This window comes from Labrys sp. LIt4, from assembly GCF_017813775.1.
Taxonomy (GTDB): domain Bacteria; phylum Pseudomonadota; class Alphaproteobacteria; order Rhizobiales; family Labraceae; genus Labrys; species Labrys okinawensis_A.
Map to the genome: position 1 here is coordinate 102,986 of NZ_JAGIPY010000003.1, position 16,110 is coordinate 119,095.

Annotated in this window: 15 protein-coding genes and 1 riboswitch; of the genes, 7 read left to right on the forward strand and 8 right to left on the reverse strand. The window is 65.8% G+C overall.

Going from position 1 to position 16,110, the window contains the following annotated elements:
- Window positions 1-48: 48 nt before the first annotated feature.
- The 5 genes from J8I29_RS06415 to J8I29_RS06435 form a co-directional block, all read right to left on the reverse strand.
- Window positions 49-984, reverse strand: a complete 936-nt coding sequence (locus J8I29_RS06415; RefSeq protein ID WP_209431009.1) for an ABC transporter permease — start codon at window positions 982-984, stop codon at window positions 49-51.
- Window positions 984-2,054, reverse strand: coding sequence for an ABC transporter permease (locus J8I29_RS06420; RefSeq protein ID WP_209431010.1), 1,071 nt, complete (start codon window positions 2,052-2,054; stop codon window positions 984-986). Before J8I29_RS06420 ends, J8I29_RS06415 begins: the two co-directional genes overlap by 1 nt.
- On the reverse strand, window positions 2,044-3,564 hold the full coding sequence (locus J8I29_RS06425; RefSeq protein ID WP_245196748.1) for an ABC transporter ATP-binding protein: 1,521 nt from the start codon (window positions 3,562-3,564) through the stop codon (window positions 2,044-2,046). Before J8I29_RS06425 ends, J8I29_RS06420 begins: the two co-directional genes overlap by 11 nt.
- Window positions 3,565-3,671: 107 nt before the next feature.
- Window positions 3,672-4,691: a xanthine dehydrogenase accessory protein XdhC gene (gene xdhC, locus J8I29_RS06430; protein WP_245196749.1), complete on the reverse strand. Its 1,020-nt coding sequence runs from the start codon at window positions 4,689-4,691 to the stop codon at window positions 3,672-3,674.
- Window positions 4,692-4,905: 214 nt separating this feature from the next.
- Window positions 4,906-6,114, reverse strand: a complete 1,209-nt coding sequence (locus tag J8I29_RS06435; protein ID WP_209431012.1) for an O-succinylhomoserine sulfhydrylase — start codon at window positions 6,112-6,114, stop codon at window positions 4,906-4,908.
- A gap of 36 nt (window positions 6,115-6,150) precedes the next feature.
- Window positions 6,151-6,230: riboswitch (SAM riboswitch) on the reverse strand.
- 91 nt (window positions 6,231-6,321) lie between these two features.
- Here J8I29_RS06435 and J8I29_RS06440 point away from each other — a divergent pair.
- The gene (locus tag J8I29_RS06440) at window positions 6,322-7,440 is read left to right on the forward strand and encodes a 2'-deoxycytidine 5'-triphosphate deaminase (RefSeq protein ID WP_209431013.1); all 1,119 of its coding nucleotides are present in this window, start codon (window positions 6,322-6,324) and stop codon (window positions 7,438-7,440) included.
- Between the two features lie 21 nt (window positions 7,441-7,461).
- On the opposite strand, the gene J8I29_RS06445 is transcribed toward J8I29_RS06440, so the two are convergent.
- Window positions 7,462-8,835: an MFS transporter gene (locus J8I29_RS06445; RefSeq protein WP_209431014.1), complete on the reverse strand. Its 1,374-nt coding sequence runs from the start codon at window positions 8,833-8,835 to the stop codon at window positions 7,462-7,464.
- A 118-nt stretch (window positions 8,836-8,953) separates the two neighbouring features.
- Here J8I29_RS06445 and J8I29_RS06450 point away from each other — a divergent pair, with 118 nt between their 5' ends.
- The 6 genes from J8I29_RS06450 (at window position 8,954) to J8I29_RS06475 (ending at window position 14,640) form a co-directional block, all read left to right on the forward strand.
- Window positions 8,954-9,661, forward strand: a complete 708-nt coding sequence (locus tag J8I29_RS06450; protein ID WP_209431015.1) for a helix-turn-helix transcriptional regulator — start codon at window positions 8,954-8,956, stop codon at window positions 9,659-9,661.
- 119 nt (window positions 9,662-9,780) lie between these two features.
- Window positions 9,781-10,524, forward strand: coding sequence for a FadR/GntR family transcriptional regulator (locus J8I29_RS06455; protein ID WP_209431016.1), 744 nt, complete (start codon window positions 9,781-9,783; stop codon window positions 10,522-10,524).
- Between the two features lie 22 nt (window positions 10,525-10,546).
- Window positions 10,547-11,731, forward strand: coding sequence for an extracellular solute-binding protein (locus J8I29_RS06460; RefSeq protein WP_209431017.1), 1,185 nt, complete (start codon window positions 10,547-10,549; stop codon window positions 11,729-11,731).
- 115 nt (window positions 11,732-11,846) lie between these two features.
- Window positions 11,847-12,908 (forward strand): ABC transporter ATP-binding protein, encoded by a 1,062-nt coding sequence (locus J8I29_RS06465; protein ID WP_209431018.1) that lies wholly within the window; start codon window positions 11,847-11,849, stop codon window positions 12,906-12,908.
- On the forward strand, window positions 12,905-13,786 hold the full coding sequence (locus J8I29_RS06470; RefSeq protein WP_105864647.1) for a sugar ABC transporter permease: 882 nt from the start codon (window positions 12,905-12,907) through the stop codon (window positions 13,784-13,786). Before J8I29_RS06465 ends, J8I29_RS06470 begins: the two co-directional genes overlap by 4 nt.
- A 5-nt stretch (window positions 13,787-13,791) precedes the next feature.
- Complete coding sequence (locus J8I29_RS06475; protein ID WP_209431019.1) at window positions 13,792-14,640, forward strand: ABC transporter permease subunit; 849 nt, start codon at window positions 13,792-13,794, stop codon at window positions 14,638-14,640.
- A 10-nt stretch (window positions 14,641-14,650) separates the two neighbouring features.
- Here J8I29_RS06475 and J8I29_RS06480 read toward each other — a convergent pair whose 3' ends face one another.
- Together J8I29_RS06480 and tpiA are read right to left on the reverse strand one after the other, a co-directional pair.
- Window positions 14,651-15,118, reverse strand: a complete 468-nt coding sequence (locus tag J8I29_RS06480; protein ID WP_209431020.1) for a GNAT family N-acetyltransferase — start codon at window positions 15,116-15,118, stop codon at window positions 14,651-14,653.
- Entirely contained in the window at window positions 15,118-15,879 is a 762-nt protein-coding gene (gene tpiA / locus J8I29_RS06485; protein WP_209431021.1) for a triose-phosphate isomerase, read from the reverse strand. The genes J8I29_RS06480 and tpiA overlap by 1 nt, the downstream gene beginning before the upstream one ends.
- Window positions 15,880-16,110: the final 231 nt, after the last annotated feature.

Genomic DNA, 16,110 nt, shown 5'->3' on the forward strand with positions numbered 1-16,110 from the left:
TACGGATCGAAATGCCGGGCCATGGCCCATGCCCGGCGGAAACGGAAATCAGCGATCGGGCACGAAGGCGGTGCCGAGTGAACCCGGCGCCACGCCACGCCGCCCCTTGCCGGCCGAGATCATCACCAGGACGATCACCGTGGCAAGGTAGGGCAGGCCCGTCCAGAATTGCGGGGGCCAGACCAGCCAGTGCGGCAGCGAGCCGCCCAGTGCCTGCATGTGCAGATTGCCGATCCAGATAGCCCCGAAGAAATAGGCGCCCAGCAAGAGCCGCCCGGGTCGCCAGGACGCGAACACCACCAGGGCTAGCGCGATCCAGCCGCGGCCGGCCGTCATGCCCGTCCCCCAGAAGGGCGTGTCGGCCAGGGAGAGATAGGCCCCGCCGAGGCCGGCGCAGGCTCCGCCGAACAGCACGGCCCCGAAGCGGATCAGCCTGACGGGATAGCCCAGCGCATGCGCCGAGACGTGGTTTTCGCCGACGGCCCGCAGGATCAGGCCGCCGCGGCTGCGATAGAGGAACCACCAGACGGCGGCCACCAAAGCGATCGACAGATAGACCAGGGCATCCTGGCCGAACAGGATCGGCCCGATCACCGGGATGTCGGTCAGGCCTGGAATGTCGAGCGACGGGATCTTGGCCCGGTTGAGCCCGACGAAGCCGGTGCCGAGGAGATCGGACAGGCCGAGGCCGAGAATGGTCAGAGCCAGGCCGGAGGCGACCTGGTTGGCGGCGAGGCCCAGGGTCATGAAGGCGAAGAGCGCCGCGAAGCCCATGCCGGCGACAATTGCGGCAAGAAAGCCGAGCGGCGCGCTGCCGGTCGTGTAGGCGATGGCAAAGCCCGAGACCGTGCCCATGATCATCATGCCTTCGACCCCAAGATTGAGCACGCCGGAGCGCTCGACGACCAGTTCGCCGATACCGGCGAGCACGAAGGGCGTCGAAGATGTGATGATGGTGAGGATGATCGCTTCGGTGAGGTTCATCAGGCCACCTTGACTGCGCCGCGCACGAAGCGAATGCGATAGAGGATGAGCGTGTCGCAGGCGAGCACGTAGAAGAGCAGCAGCCCTTGGATCACGCTGGTGATGCCAATCGGCACCTTGAGCGAGATCTGGGCCGCCTCGCCGCCGAGATAGGACAGCGCCAGCAACAGGCCTGACAACAGGATGCCCACCGGGTTGAGCCGTCCGAGAAAGGCGACGATGATGGCGGTGAAGCCGTAGCCGCTGGCGAAGGGAAGCTGCAGGAGGCCCATCGTGCCGTCGGCCACGCTGATGCCCGCGAGACCGGCAAGGCCGCCCGACACCGCAAAGACGAACAGGGTCATCTTCCTGGGCGAAAAACCCGCGAACAGGGCCGCGCGCGGCGCCTGGCCGAGAAGGCGGATCTCGAAGCCCTTGAGGCCGCGCCACAGCAGCACGGCGGCGGCAGCCACCACCAGCAGCGCGAAGATGGAATCGAGATGGATCGGGCTGCGCCGGAACAAGGCCGGCAGCGTATTGTCGAAATTGGCGGTGAGCGGGAAGTTCAGGCCGGCCGGGTCGCGCCAGGGGCCGCGCACGCAATAATCGAGGATCTTGTCGGCGATATAGACCAGCATCAGGCTGGTCAGGATTTCGTTGGTGTTGAACCGTATCTTCAGGATCGCCGGGATCAGGGCCCAGAGCGCGCCGCCGACGATGCCGCCGATGAGGATGAGCGGCACGGCATAGAAGGGCGTCTGGCCCTGGAACAGCAGGGCGATGCCGCCCCCCACCGTGGCGCCGATGATGTATTGGCCTTCGGCGCCGATGTTCCAATTGTTGGAGATGTAGCAGAGCGAGAGGCCGACCGCGATCATCACCAGGGGCGTGGCGCGCACCACCAGTTCCTGGGCGGTACGCAGGCCCGTCAGCGGCTTGATGAAATAGACATAGAGCGCCTCACCCGGCGGCTTGCCGTAGAGCGCGAAGATCAGGGCCGCCGAAACCACCGTAAGCAGGATCGCGATGAGCGGCGAGACCAGGGCCATGCTAATGGAGCGCTCGGCCCGCTTTTCGAGTTCAATCCGCATGATCGGCGCCCCCCATCAGCAGCCCGATCCTCTCCAGACTCATGGCCGACACCGGCTCCGGCGCCGACAGGCGGCCGTGATGGATGACCGCGATATGGTCGGCCACCTCGAAGATCTCGTCGAGATCCTGGCTGATCACCACCACCGCAGCACCGCGCCGCGACAGGTCGATCAGGGCCTGCCGGATCAGCGCGGCAGCGCCGGCATCCACGCCCCAGGTCGGCTGGTTCACCACCAGCACGCCGGGTTCGCGCAACATTTCGCGGCCCACCACGAATTTCTGCAGGTTTCCGCCGGAGAGCGAGCCGGCCTCGGGATCGGGCTTGCCTTTGCGCACGTCGAACGTGCCGGAGATCCTCGCCGCTTCGGCCGAGGCTTTGCGCATATCGACCATGCCGTAGGACACCAGGCCATTGGCCGCGTGGCCCGTCAGCAATGCATTTTGCGAGAGCGTCATGCGCGGCGCCGCCGCATGGCCGAGACGCTCTTCCGGCACGAAGGCGGCGCGCAGGCGCCGGCGCTCGGTGACGCCAAGCGCCCCCACCGGCTTGCCATCGATCGCGACCGCCTCGGGTCCCACCGTGCGCTCGCCGGAGATGGCCGCGAAGAGTTCGCTCTGACCATTCCCCGCCACGCCGGCAATGGCGAGAATCTCGCCGCCCCGGGCGTTCAGCGTGACGTCCTTCAGCGCCGTGCCATGCAGGTCTTCGGCCGGCAGGTCGAGTCCCTTCAGCGCCAGGCGCACGGCCCCGTCGCGGTTGGCCAGGCGCCCATGCTCGACCATGGCGACGTCGGCACCCACCATCATGCGGGCCAGGCTGGCAGCGGTTTCCTTACGCGGGTCGCAGGTCGCCACCCGCTTGCCGTGGCGCAGCACGGTCGCCGTCTGGCACAGGCGCTTCACCTCTTCGAGCCGATGGGAAATATAGAGCACCGCCCTGCCCTCGCCGGTGATGCGTTCGAGGGTGAGGAAGAGCTGGTCGGCCTCCTGCGGCGTCAGCACCGAGGTCGGCTCGTCGAGAATGAGCAGCTTGGGATTCTGCATCAGGCAGCGCACGATCTCGATGCGCTGCCGCTCCCCGACCGAGAGCGTATGCACCGGCCGGCGCGGCTCCAGCGGCAGGCCATAGGCGGCCGACACCGCCGCGATGCCCTCCTCAACATCCCGCAATTTCGTGCCCGGCGGCTGGGCCAGGGCGACATTCTCCGCCACGCTGAGATTGTCGAACAGCGAGAAATGCTGGAACACCATGCCGATGCCAATGGCGCGGGCAGCCGCAGGGCGCGGCAGCTGGATCGGCTGGCCCTCCCAATAGAGCTGCCCCTCATTGGGCTGAAGCAAACCATAGAGAAGCTTGACGAAGGTCGACTTGCCGGCGCCGTTCTCGCCCAGCAGGGCATGAATCTCATGCGGCATGATCTTGAGATCGATGCCGTCATTCGCTCTCAGCGCGCCGAAGATCTTGACGATACCCCTCGCTTCGATCAGGGGCGTGTGAGCGTCTGCCATTGCTGCCACATTCATGGACGTGCCCAATTCATAGGCGTAAACAAGGCAGATGCGAAGAGTTCAGGCATGGTGACGCAGCTTTTCCCCAACTCAGCGACGTGCCGCAACTAGGCGGGACGCCGGTGGCCTTTCAGGACCGGCATCCGGCTGCCGGCCTGACGGGGTAATTGCAAGATCTGGGCCACGACGGAGGCCGCGATCACCGCCGGCTCCTTGCCCTCGACGCCGGGCACCCCGATCGGGCAGATCATGCCCTCGATCAGGCGCTCGGCCAAGCCCGCTTGCCGCAATTGCGAGAGGAAGCGAGCCCGCTTGGTCTGCGAGCCGATCACGCCGACATAAGCGAAGCGATCCGCCGCCAAGGCTGCCGAAACGATGGCAAGATCGAGCGCATGGCTATGCGTCATGACCACGATGCGGGCATCATCGGGCGCCTCCGCCAGGATCCGCTCGGGCTCGGCATCGCGTCGGAGCACGACATGCTGCGGGACGTGACTTGGAAAGGCGTCCGGCCGGGAATCGCACCAGACCACGTCGATCGGCAGCGGCGCCAACGCCAGGATCAGGGCTCGGCCGACATGGCCGGCTCCGAACAGATAGAGAGCCGGATTCGCGGGCTCGAGTCTTTCGAGCAGACGCCCGTCCGGCAGGAAGCGGCTGGCCGCGCCGGCGGGCAGGCCTTGCGCCTCGGTATCGCTGGCCGGGCGACGCGTAAAGCCGCCCCGGTCATGCGGCATGCCGATGCTGACCCGGCTCCCGTTGGCTGGTTGCGCCGCCAGTTCGGTCAGCCAAGCGAGATCGTCCCGCTCCAGGCGCTCCAGCATCAGGCTGACCCGGCCGCCGCAACACTGGCCGAGATCGGGCCCCAGCGCCTTGTCCAGCGTACGCATGCGGCGGCCCTCCCCGGCCGCCAGCAGCGCCTGCGCCTCGGCGAGCACCTGCCATTCCAGGGTGCCGCCCCCGACCGTGCCGGAGAAGGCGCCGTCTGCCCGCACCGCCATGCGTGTGCCGGCCTCGCGCGGGCTCGAACCGCGCACGTCCGTGATGGTGACGAGCACGGCGCGCCCGTCCCGTTCGACCATGGCCTTCAGCGTCGCGAAGATCCCCATCGCTCTGCCCGCATCCATGCCGGTTTTGACGTTGGCATGATAGCGCTTGGAACCAGTCGCGCCAAAGCCCATTTGGGGAGAAATACCGCCTTTGGCATGCCCGGGCTTGTCCCGGGCATCCAGCTACCGCCACTTGTCGAGATTGCGGCACTGGATTGCCGGGACGAAGCCCGGCAATGACAAAAGTCGAGTTTTACGGATTTCCGGCCAGGCTCTGGGACCAGCCCCTCGATTACAGGGCCTTGTCGAGTGCCTGCTCGAAATCGGCGATCAGGTCGTCGGCGCTCTCGATGCCGGCGGAGAAACGCAGCATGCCCTGGCGTATGCCCATGCCGAGACGCGCATCTTCCTCGAAACGCTGATGGGTAGTGGTCGAGGGGTGGGTGAGCAGGCTCTTGGTGTCGCCGAGATTGTTGGAAATGCGGGTGATCTTCAGGGCGTTGGCAACCTTGAACGCCGCCGCCTTGCCGCCCTTGACCTCGAAGGTCACCAGCGTGCCGCCCGCTTTCATCTGGCGGCGCGCGAGTTCGGCCTGAGGATGGTCGTCACGGAAAGGGTAGATCACGCGCTCGATCGCCTTGTGGGCAGCCAGGGCATCGGCGACCTTCGCCGCATTGGCGATCTGGCGCTCGACCCGCAGCTCCAGCGTCTCCAGGCCCTTGAGCATCACCCAGGCATTGAAGGGCGAGATCGAGGGACCGGTCTGGCGCAGATAGGTATGGATGTGGTCGTTGATGAACTTTTCGGACGCCAGGATCACGCCGGCCAGACAGCGGCCCTGCCCGTCAATGTGCTTGGTCGCCGAATAGACCACGCAATCGGCGCCGAGCGCGAGCGGGCTCTGCAGCAGCGGCGTGGCGAAAACATTGTCTACCACCAGCGTGGCGCCGGCGCTCTTGGCGATCTTGGCGATGGCCTCTATGTCGAGGATCTCGAGCGTGGGATTGGTCGGGCTTTCCAGGAAGAATACCTTGGTCTCCGGCCGCACGGCCGCCCGCCACTGGCCGAGATCGGTACCGTCGACCAGGGTCGAGCTGACGCCGAAACGCGGCAGAAGCTCCTCGATGACATAGCGGCAGGAGCCGAACAGCGCCTTGGCGGCGACGATGTGATCGCCCGCCTTGAGCTGGCCGATCAGCGTCGCGGTGACGGCGGCCATGCCGGAGGCGGTGGCGCGAGCGGCCTCGGCTCCCTCCAGTTCCGCCATACGCTGCTCGAACATCGCCACGGTCGGATTGGAAAAGCGGCTATAGATGAAGCCGGCATCCTCGCCCTTGAAGCGGGCCTCGGCCTGCTCGGCGCTTTCGTAGACGAACCCCTGGGTGAGGAACAGCGCCTCCGACGTCTCGGCATATTGGGAGCGCAGCGTGCCGGCATGCACGAGCCGGGTTGCCGGGCGCAATTCCCGGGTGGAAGGTGCTGAAGTCAAAGGCTTGGTCATCTGCGGCAATCCTGAACAGCCGCAAGTCGAGCGCCAGCGCTCTTTCCCACGGCCCTTTAGCGAGTTGTTTTACGTGGCTGCAAGCCGGCCGGCCCAAATCCACCACGACGAAGACTGTTGAGTAGCCCTACTCCCCGATGGCGTCAATGCATGGTTTCGTCTAGCAAGACCAAGATACGCCAAAACTGGCAGCAAAAAGCGAGAGCCATGCCGTCCGCGAACATCCTGCATTCCCAAGGCATCCTGCACAGCCATGGCATCCTGCCTTCCCAGGCGATCGCCGGCTTGGTCGAGGCGGGCGCCATCCGCATCGAGCAGCCCCTGGCTTCGGACCAGATCCAGCCGGCCAGCCTCGATCTGCGCCTGGGCGCCAAGGCCTATCGCATGCGGGCAAGCTTCCTGCCGGGGCCGCGCAGCACCGTGGCCGAGCGCATCGCCGACCTTGCCCTGCACGAGATCGACCTGACCAAGGGCGCCGTGCTGGAAACGGGCTGCGTCTATATCGTGCCCCTGCTCGAAAGCCTGAAGATGCCGGACGGCGTTCTCGCCTCCACCAATCCCAAGAGCTCGACCGGCCGCCTCGACGTCTTCACGCGCGTCATCACCGACCATGCCCGCGCCTTCGACCAGGTCGAGGCCGGCTATGACGGCCCGCTCTATGCCGAGATCGGCCCGCGCACCTTTCCGGTGCTGGTCAGGATGGGATCGCGCCTCAGTCAGATCCGTTTCCGCCGCGGCGAGGCCCGCATCGATGATGTCTCCCTGCGCGAATTGCAGCGCCGCATGGGCCTGGTCTCCTCGCCGGATCCGGACATTGCCGGCGGCGTCGCCGTCTCCGTCGACCTGACAGGCTTCGGCGACGGCATCGTCGGCTACCGCGCCAAACGGCACACCGCCGTGATCGATGTCGACAAGCGTGCGGCCTGCGATCTCCTCGATTTCTGGGAGCCCATTCCCCATCGCGGCAAGAACGACATGATCCTCGACCCGGACGAGTTCTACATCCTGGCGTCCAAGGAAGCCGTGCATGTGCCGCCGGAATTCGCCGCTGAAATGGTGCCTTTCGATCCGCTGGTGGGCGAGTTCCGCGTGCATTACGCCGGCTTCTTCGATCCGGGCTTCGGCTATTCACCTGATGGCATGGAGGCGGCCCGGGCCGTGCTGGAAGTGCGTTCGCGCGAAGTCCCCTTCATCGTCGAGGACGGCCAGATCGTCGGGCGCCTGATCTATGAGCGCATGCTCGAACGCCCGCAGATCCTCTACGGCTCCGGCCTCAATTCGAACTATCAGGGCCAAGCCCTGAAGCTCTCCAAGCATTTCAAATAGATCTGGCTCGAGCGACGAGGACTATCGTTGCGCTGGCGCCGCGCACCAGGCCATTGTCGCGGCGACGATCTGCACCGATCCGCCCACGACCATGGCAGCGGCCAGTCCGGCCGAGCCACCGCCAAAAACGGCATAGAGCGAGCCGAGCACGGCGACGCCGACCGTCGCTCCGACCATCCGCGCCACATTGATGAGAGCCGAAGCCGTGCCGGCCCGCGCCGATGCGACCGCGCCCACCGCCTCCCCCATGAGGGGGCCGGTCGCCATGCCCATGCCGAGGCCGGTCAAGGCCAGGCCGATTTCGGCCGGCAGGATCGAGACATGATGGGCGCTGGCTGCGATCGCCAACAGGCCGCGGCCTATGACGGCGACACCGCCGCCGGTCATCGTCCGCATGCCGAGCCTTCGGCCCAGAAATCCTGAAAAGGGCGAGACTGCAACGAACAAGGCGGCCATCGGCATCAAGGCAAGGCCCGCCATGGTCGGGCTGAGCCGGCCCGCTTCCTGCCAGAAGAGCGGCAGCAGGAAGAGAGTACCATACATGCCGAAGGTCATGCCGGCGGTCGCCGTGATAGCGCCACGGAAGATAGCGTTCTGAAAAATATCCAACGGCACCAAAGCTCTATGGTGATATCTTCGCTCGATTGTTACAAAAAAGACCAGAGAGAGGACGGCCAGGAAACTGGCTCCCAGGGCGATGGACGGCCTCTCGCGCATTTCGATGGCGGCAAAGGCGAGACCGCCGAGGGCAGCCGCACCGACGAGTTGGCCACCCGCATCGAAGTGTCGTCCCTGGGGATCGGCGGATTCGGGAATGACCAGACCTGCCAGGGCCAGTGCGACGAGGCCTATCGGCACGACGACGAGGAAGATGCTCGGCCAGCCGAAACCATGCAGCAGAATGCCACCGAGCGTTGGGCCGATGGCCATGGCAACGCCGTTGCAGGCCGCCCAGATGCCCAATGCGCGTTCCCGTTCGGCCTGATCGGTCCACGTGACGCGCAGAATCGCCAATGAAGATGGCATCAAGAGCGCCGCACCGAGGCCGGCCAACGCCCGTGCTGCGATCAATATCCCGATCGTGGGAGAGAAGGCGCACAGGAGCGACGCCGCGGTGAAGATCGCGGCACCGGCCATGAAGATCAGCCGGCGTCCCCAGAGATCGGCCAGCAAACCGCCCGTCAGCAGCATGACGGCGTAAACCAGATTATAGCCGTCCACGACCCATTGCAGCGCGCCCATACTCGCGGAAAAGGCTTCGCCGATCGGGCGAACCGCGAGATTGACGACCGCCGTATCGACCTGGGCTATGAGGACCGCAAGGCACAGCGTCAGCAGGGCCAGCCCACGTCGCGAGCGCGGGAGAGCCCGTTTCGAAGCAAGAGTGGAATCCATGGCGGATGGTCTCCGTGGACGTAGGTCCTTTTACCGCCATGTTCAGGTTCGATGCTTCGGCCTGCATCGAAACATGCCCCGAGGCGTTGGGGCATACTCATCCCGGAAAGGGGATGCCATGCCCGAAATTCCGGATTTTGCCTTCGCCGCGTCATTGGTCGCCGATCCCGCCCGTGCACTGATGCTGACCGCCCTGCTCGACGGGCGGGCGCTGCCGGCCGGCGAATTGGCCTATGCCGCCCGCATCGCGCCCCAGACGGCGAGCTCCCATCTGGCCAAGCTGCTTGCCGGTGGTCTCCTCGCCGTCGAGACGGAAGGGCGTCATCGCTATTACCGCCTGGCCGGCGGCCATGTCGCCGAGGCGCTGGAGCGCCTGTCCGTGCTCGCACCGGACCAGCCGGTGCGGCGCAAGGCGATCAGCGGCAAAGCGCGCGAACTGCGCTATTGCCGGTGTTGCTATGACCATCTGGCCGGACAGGTCGGCGTCGCCGTGACACAGGGCTTGGTCGAGCATGGCTATCTCGTCCCGGCCGCCGACAAGCAGTTTCGCGTCACCGCCAGCGGCCACGCCTGGTTCAACTCGATCGGCCTCGATGTTGCGGCGCTGAAGCCCACCGCACGGGGGCTTGCGCGCCAATGCCTGGATTGGACCGAGCGCAGCCATCACCTCGCGGGCCCTCTCGGCGTGCATCTGCTGAGCACGATGTGCAAGCTGGGATGGCTGCGCCGCAGCAAGGACTCGCGGGCGGTTCAGGTCACCCCCAAGGGCTGGATCGAACTCAGGCGGCAGCTCGGCATCGATCCCGTTTCGACTCTGGCGGCGTAAGGCTGCTGAGCGCAGATGACAGGCCGTTGCAGGCCATGTGGTCAGGCCACCTAGCCACTTGAATGTTGCGCTGTCGGTGATAGGCTCGAAGCGAGCAGAATGACCGGCGAGACAGGACCATGCCGTTTCAGGCCGTGGCGTCGCAGAGATTGTTCCAGCAGGTTGCCGAGCAGGTCGTCGGGCTCATCCGCTCGGGCGAATTGCCCCCGGGCACGCGCCTTCCCGCCGAACGGGACCTGGCCAGAAAGCTGGGCGTCAGCCGGCCGGTGGTGCGCGAGGCGATGATCGCCCTGGAAATCTCCGGCTTCGTCGAAGTGAAGACGGGTACGGGCAGCTATGTCTCCGACGGCTCATCGCGGGCCGGCGAACTCGGCGATGCCGGCCCGAGCGCCTTCGACCTGCTCGCGGCCCGCCGCATCATCGAGGGCGAGATTGCGGCCGCCGCCGCCGAAATGGCCAAGCCGGCGGACATCGAGCGTCTCGACCAGGCTCTTGCCTGGTACCGGCAGGAATCTCTCAAGGGCGAAGATTCCTTCGAAGCCGACCGAGCCTTCCATCTGGGTATCGCCGAGGCCACCGGCAATCCGGTGCTCGCCCGGACGATGGAACTTCTGTGGGGCGACATGCGCGGGCGCATCTTCGACCGGCTGGGCGAATTGACCAAGAACTCCACCAAGCTGCGCACCAACATGGCCGATCACCAGGCCATTCGCGATGCCGTCGCCGGAGGTGACGGTCATGGCGCGCGCCAGGCCATGCAGGCCCATATCGCCAATGTCGAAACCTATTTCATGATGGATGCCGCGGAAGACGGCACGACAACACAGACGAGGAACGCCACCGGCGGTACGGCCCGCCGCTGAAAATCAAGAATGGGAGGATATCATGACTGCTCGGATAACCCGCCGCCAGGCACTCGGCGCCGGCATCGGTTTTGCGGCCCTCGGCGTTGCCGGTGCCAGGGCGGAAACCCCGGCCCTGCCGAAGGCGCCCATCACGCTCAATGTCGTCGACGTCGCCGGCAATCTTGCCCTGACGCAGAAGGCCATCCAGAACTACGCCAAGGCGAAGCCGGAGCTGGTGTCGAAGATCAGCTTCACCAAGGCGCCGGCGCCGGATCTTCCCGGCAAGCTCAAGGCCCAGCAGGATGCCGGCCGGGTCGACATCGATCTCGTCCTCACCGGCACGGACGCGCTGTCCGCGGGCCTCGACCAGAAGATCTGGGTACCGCTCCTGCCGGATCTCGCTTCGGCGCTGCCGAAGCTCGACGACGTCCTGCTCGCACCGGCCGCCCGCATGCAGGGGCTGGCGAATGGGGCCGGTGTCGTCGTCTCCTATTATCCCTCCGGGCCGCTGCTCGAATATGCCCCCGAACGCGTCTCGCAGCCGCCGAACACGGCCGAGGAACTGCTCGCCTATGCCAAGGTCAATCCGAACCGCTTCATCTATGCCCGCCCGGCCAATTCCGGGCCGGGGCGCACCTTCCTGATGGGCCTGCCCTACATCCTCGGCGACAAGGATCCGAAAGATCCCGTCAATGGCTGGGAGAAGACCTGGGCCTATCTGAAGGAACTGGGGGAAGCCATCGAATATTATCCCACCGGCACGGGCGCAACCATGAAGGAGTTCGGCGAGGGTTCGCGCGACATGACCGTGTCCACCACCGGCTGGGACATCAATCCGCGCGTGCTCGGCGTGGTGCCCAAGACTGCCGCGATCTCGACGCTGAAGGGCTTTCACTGGGTTACCGACGCCCATTACGCCTGCATTCCCAAGGGCCTCGCTCCGGAGAAGATCGCGGTGCTGCTCGATCTCATCAGCTTCATGCTGAAGCCGGAGCAGCAGGCCTACACCTATGACGAAGGCTATTTCTATCCGGGGCCGGCCGTGAAGAACGTCACGCTCTCCATGGCGCCCGAGGAGAGCCAGGCTGCCATCGCTGAATTCGGCAGGCCGGAATATGAAAAGCTGATTGCCGACATTCCCACCGAACTGCCGCTCGATCCGGCCAAGATGGTGGTGGCCTTCAACATGTGGGACAAGCAGATCGGCGCCGCCAAGACCAAATGAGACGCGAACCGGGAAAGGCCCGGTTTCGTGCGTCGCGGGGAAGGTCCAGGACCCTCGTCAGGGATCCGGGCTCGCCTCCCCCGCTTTCACCATTGTGGGCATGGCGGCAGGTTCGATGTCAGCACTGAGCAATTTCAGCCATTTGAAGCTCGACCGGGTCGGGCGCGATTTCGGGGTCATGAACGCCCTGAAGGACCTGTCCTTCACGGTTCAGCGCGGCGAATTCATCGCCCTGCTCGGCCCCTCCGGTTGCGGCAAGTCGACCGCCCTCAACTGCATTGCCGGCCTGTTGCCAACCACGCGCGGCTCGATCTGGCTCGACGACCGGCGTATCGATACGCTCGGCCCCGAAGACCGCGGCTTCGGCATGGTATTCCAGAACTACGCCCTGTTTCCGCATATGAGCGTCAGGGACAATGTCGGTTTCGGCCTGCGCATGCGCAGCGTGCCGCGCGAACAGGCCTCCGCGCGCATCGGTGAGGCGCTGGCGACGGTCAGGCTCACCGACCAGGCCGCCAAGCTGCCCGGCCAGTTGTCGGGCGGACAGCAGCAGAGGGTCGCCATTGCCCGCGCCATCGCGGTCGAGCCGCCCCTGGTCCTGATGGACGAGCCGCTTTCCAATCTCGACGCCAAGCTCCGCCTGGAGATGCGCCAGGAAATCCGTCGCATCCATGCCGGCCTCGGCTCGATCACCCTCTATGTCACCCACGACCAGGACGAAGCGCTTTCGCTGGCCGACCGCATCATCGTGCTGCGCGACGGCGAGATCCGCCAGATCGGCACGCCCGAGGAACTCTATCAACGGCCGGCGACGCTGGACGTCGCCGAATTCATGGGGTTCCGCAACCGCCTGCCGGGCAAGGTCATTGCCTCGTCGAACGACGGCGTAACGCTGGAGATCGCCGGCGAACGGCTCGAGGGGGTCGCCCGCGAGGTGCTGGCCAGCCCGAGCGCGGTCGCGGCGATCCGTCCGGACGATCTGATTGCCGGGGAACAGGGCATCCCCGCCGTTGTCGAGATCTGCGAATATCGCGGCCACGCCTTCTTCGGAGCGGCCAGGGGACCGACGGGCAACGAACTCTTCTTCAGGGCGCGGCAGCGCATGCGGCCGGGCGAAAAGGTGCATCTGAAGGCCGATCCGGCCCGAGTCCTCGTCTTCAACGAGGTAGCGCGATGAGCGCCCCCTCCGCCCCCGGCCTGAAGACACGCCTCGCCGCGCGCGGCATCGACGGCGTGACGCTGCTCGCCCTGCCGGCCGTGCTGTTCCTGCTGGCCCTGTTCATCTACCCCTTCTTCTATGGGCTGTGGCTGTCGTTCCAGCCCAAGGACGGCTCGACCTTCGGCAATTATGTCGCCTTCTTCAGCGACCCCGCCCTCTACGGCACCATCGCCACCACCCTGTGGATCGCGGTGCCGGCCACTTTGTTCAACCTGCTCGCCGCCATACCGGTGGCCTTCAGGGTGCGTCTGCTCGACAACCAGCGGCTGCTCACCACTATCCTGGTGCTGCCGATCACGCTTGGGACCGTGCTGGTGGCCGAGGGCCTGCTCAACTATCTCGGGCCGCAGGGCTGGTTCAACCGGGCGCTGATCCTCATGGGTATCGGCCCGGTCAAGCTGGTTCACAATTATTGGGGCGTGTTCCTGTCGCTGGTGATCACCGGCTTTCCCTTCACCTTCCTGTTGACGCTCTCCTATGTCACCGGCATCGATCCGGCTCTGGAGAATGCCGCGGCAACCCTGGGCGCCAGGCCAGCCGCCCGCTTTCGCCACATCTTCCTGCCGCTGTTGCTGCCCGGCCTTGCGGTGACCTTCTGCCTGAGCTTCGTGCAGGCTTTCTCTGTCTATCCATCGGCCGTGATGCTCGGCGCCCCGGCAGGCCCCACCCGGGTCATCACCATTCCGGCCTACCAGGCAGCCACCGAGCTCTATGATTATTCGATGGCCTCGGCGATCGCCATGATCATGGGCGCGATCCTGCTGGTCGTCATCGCCATCGTGCTCGGCCTGCGCTCCCTGGTCTATCGCGGGCCGGCCGGCGGCGGGAAGGGTTAGGAATCATGGTCGGCCGGATTTCCCGCCCGCTTTCAGAACGCCTGTGGTCCACGGCGGTGTGGGCCCTGACCATCTTCTTCGTCCTCAATCTCCTCGCCGTCATCGCCGCGGTGGTCGTCAGTTCCTTCTCGACACGCTGGCTCGGCACCTGGCTGCCGCAGGGCTGGACTGGCCGCTGGTACAATTCGGCCTGGGAGGAGTTCCAGCTCGGGGGTGTGCTCCTCGTCACCTTCCAGGTCGTCTTCGGCGTGGTGCTCCTGTCGGCCGTGATCGGCATTCCCGCCGCCTATGCCCTGGCGCGCCGGGACTTTCCCGGCAAGAAACTGGTGACATTGCTGTTCCTGCTGCCCTTGCTGGTGCCGCCCGTCACCTATGGCATTCCGCTGACGACGGTTCTCTACAAGGCCGGGCTGGGCAGTACGCTCGCCGGCGTGATCATCGCCAACCTCGTGCCTGCCCTGCCCTTCGTCATCCTGGTGATGATTCCCTTCGTCGAACAGATCGATCCACGCCTGGAGGCAGCGGCTCGGGTTTTCGGCGCCCGCACCGGTTCGGTATTCCGGCATGTGCTGATTCCGCTGCTGCTGCCCGGGGCGCTCGCTGCCCTCCTCCTGGTGCTGGTGCGCACCATCGCGATGTTCGAGCTGACCTTCCTGATCGCCGGCTCCGACAGCCAGACGCTGGTCGTCTCGCTCTATGCCGCGGTCACGGCGTCCGGCGTCAGGGCGCCCCAATCGGTGGATGCCATGGCCGTCATCTACATGCTGAGCACGCTGGTCTGGCTGGTCATCGCCCTTCGCTTCATCAATCCGACGCAGATGGTGACGCGGGTGAAGAAGGCCCCTGCCCGCTGATCCGCCGGGCCTACAGCTTCTTGACCAGTCTCAAGGTTTCGGTGGCAAAGCCGTTCTTTTCATAGAAAAGCCGGCCGCGATGATTGCTGGCAAAGACATCGAGGGATAGGGCAGCATAGCCCTGCTCCCGCGCCCAGTCCTCGGCGGAGGCGAGCAACCGCTTCGCCACGCCCGTGCCTTCGGCCGCCTCGGTGACGGCCAGAAGCGCCACATAGCCGATCGTCCGGCCGGTTATGCCGTCGGCCCCCGGAAGGGCATGCAGGAAACCAAGCCCGATACCGGCGCTATCCTCGGCGATCAGGCTGAGGCTGCCTGCCGCCGGATTCCTGAGATTGACGGCGGAAAAGGCGTCTTGGAACGCCTGGATTTCGGCCGGTTCATGCAAGCCGGTCTCGATGACCGCCGCAAGGCGGCGGCCGAGACCGAGCATGAAGCTCAGATCCTTCTCGCCCTCCGCCTTGCGGATGCGGATATCCATCAACGATAGGCGGAGGCGATGCCGAGAAAATCCTCGGCCTTGAGCGAGGCGCCGCCCACCAAGGCCCCATCGACATTGTCGACGCCCATCAGTTCGGCCGCATTGCTGGGCTTGACCGAGCCGCCATAGAGAATGCGCACACCATTGCCTTCTTCGCCGAGCGCTTCCGCCAGGCGGGCACGGATGAAATCATGCACCTGCTTCACGTCCGCCGCCGTGGGTGTCAGGCCGGTGCCGATCGCCCAGACGGGCTCGTAGGCGATCACGGTGTTGGCAGCATTGGCTTCGGCCGGCAGGGAACCCGCGAGCTGGCTGCCCACCACGTCGAGGGTCTTGCCCGATTCGCGTTCCGCGCGGGTCTCTCCGATGCAGACGATGGCGACGAGGCCGGCGCGCAATGCCGCCTCGGCCTTGGCCTTGACCGTCGCGTCGTTCTCGCCGTGATCGGTGCGACGCTCGGAATGGCCGACGATGACGTAGGTCGCGCCGGCATCCTTCAGCATCTCTGCGGAGATGTCGCCGGTATGCGCGCCCGAGGGCTTGGCATGGCAATCCTGCGCCCCGATCTTGATGTGCTGGCCCGCGGCCTGCGCGGCAAAGCGGGAGACCAGCGTGAAGGGCGGACAGACGAGAACCTCCGCACTGCCGGCTTCCCCGGCCGCGACACCCGTCGCAATGGCATCGAGCTCGGTAACCCCCTTGGTGAGGCCGTTCATCTTCCAATTGCCAGCGACGAGCGGGCGCGGCCGGTTTGCTGTCATCTTGCTGATCCTCTTTCTGTCAAACAGGATTGCCGAGGCTGCTCGGCGGGGCGGGCTCGGAAATCCTGTCGCCTGTCGAGACCTGCGCCGGGAGGCTCTGCCTGGGCCGCCCCGATACGCGGACTTTGCCTGGCGTGCTTAGCAACCTCGTCCCCATGGAGCAAGGCGTGGGTGGCGCAAGAAACCCACAGCCGTGCCATTGCGACGCCACGTGCTCGTCCCTATGATGCG

Bases quoted from the DNA above. Each gene is read 5' to 3' on its own strand.
- J8I29_RS06465 (WP_209431018.1), top strand. From the start codon at position 11,847: ATGTCAGCACTGAGCAATTTCAGCCATTTGAAGCTCGACCGGGTCGGG.
- xdhC (WP_245196749.1), bottom strand. From the start codon at position 4,691: ATGGATGCGGGCAGAGCGATGGGGATCTTCGCGACGCTGAAGGCCATG.
- J8I29_RS06450 (WP_209431015.1), top strand. From the start codon at position 8,954: ATGCCCGAAATTCCGGATTTTGCCTTCGCCGCGTCATTGGTCGCCGAT.
- J8I29_RS06440 (WP_209431013.1), top strand. From the start codon at position 6,322: ATGCCGTCCGCGAACATCCTGCATTCCCAAGGCATCCTGCACAGCCAT.
- J8I29_RS06470 (WP_105864647.1), top strand. From the start codon at position 12,905: ATGAGCGCCCCCTCCGCCCCCGGCCTGAAGACACGCCTCGCCGCGCGC.
- J8I29_RS06460 (WP_209431017.1), top strand. From the start codon at position 10,547: ATGACTGCTCGGATAACCCGCCGCCAGGCACTCGGCGCCGGCATCGGT.
- tpiA (WP_209431021.1), bottom strand. From the start codon at position 15,879: ATGACAGCAAACCGGCCGCGCCCGCTCGTCGCTGGCAATTGGAAGATG.
- J8I29_RS06475 (WP_209431019.1), top strand. From the start codon at position 13,792: ATGGTCGGCCGGATTTCCCGCCCGCTTTCAGAACGCCTGTGGTCCACG.
- J8I29_RS06420 (WP_209431010.1), bottom strand. From the start codon at position 2,054: ATGCGGATTGAACTCGAAAAGCGGGCCGAGCGCTCCATTAGCATGGCC.
- J8I29_RS06435 (WP_209431012.1), bottom strand. From the start codon at position 6,114: ATGACCAAGCCTTTGACTTCAGCACCTTCCACCCGGGAATTGCGCCCG.
- J8I29_RS06455 (WP_209431016.1), top strand. From the start codon at position 9,781: ATGCCGTTTCAGGCCGTGGCGTCGCAGAGATTGTTCCAGCAGGTTGCC.
- J8I29_RS06415 (WP_209431009.1), bottom strand. From the start codon at position 984: ATGAACCTCACCGAAGCGATCATCCTCACCATCATCACATCTTCGACG.
- J8I29_RS06480 (WP_209431020.1), bottom strand. From the start codon at position 15,118: ATGGATATCCGCATCCGCAAGGCGGAGGGCGAGAAGGATCTGAGCTTC.
- J8I29_RS06445 (WP_209431014.1), bottom strand. From the start codon at position 8,835: ATGGATTCCACTCTTGCTTCGAAACGGGCTCTCCCGCGCTCGCGACGT.
- J8I29_RS06425 (WP_245196748.1), bottom strand. From the start codon at position 3,564: ATGGCAGACGCTCACACGCCCCTGATCGAAGCGAGGGGTATCGTCAAG.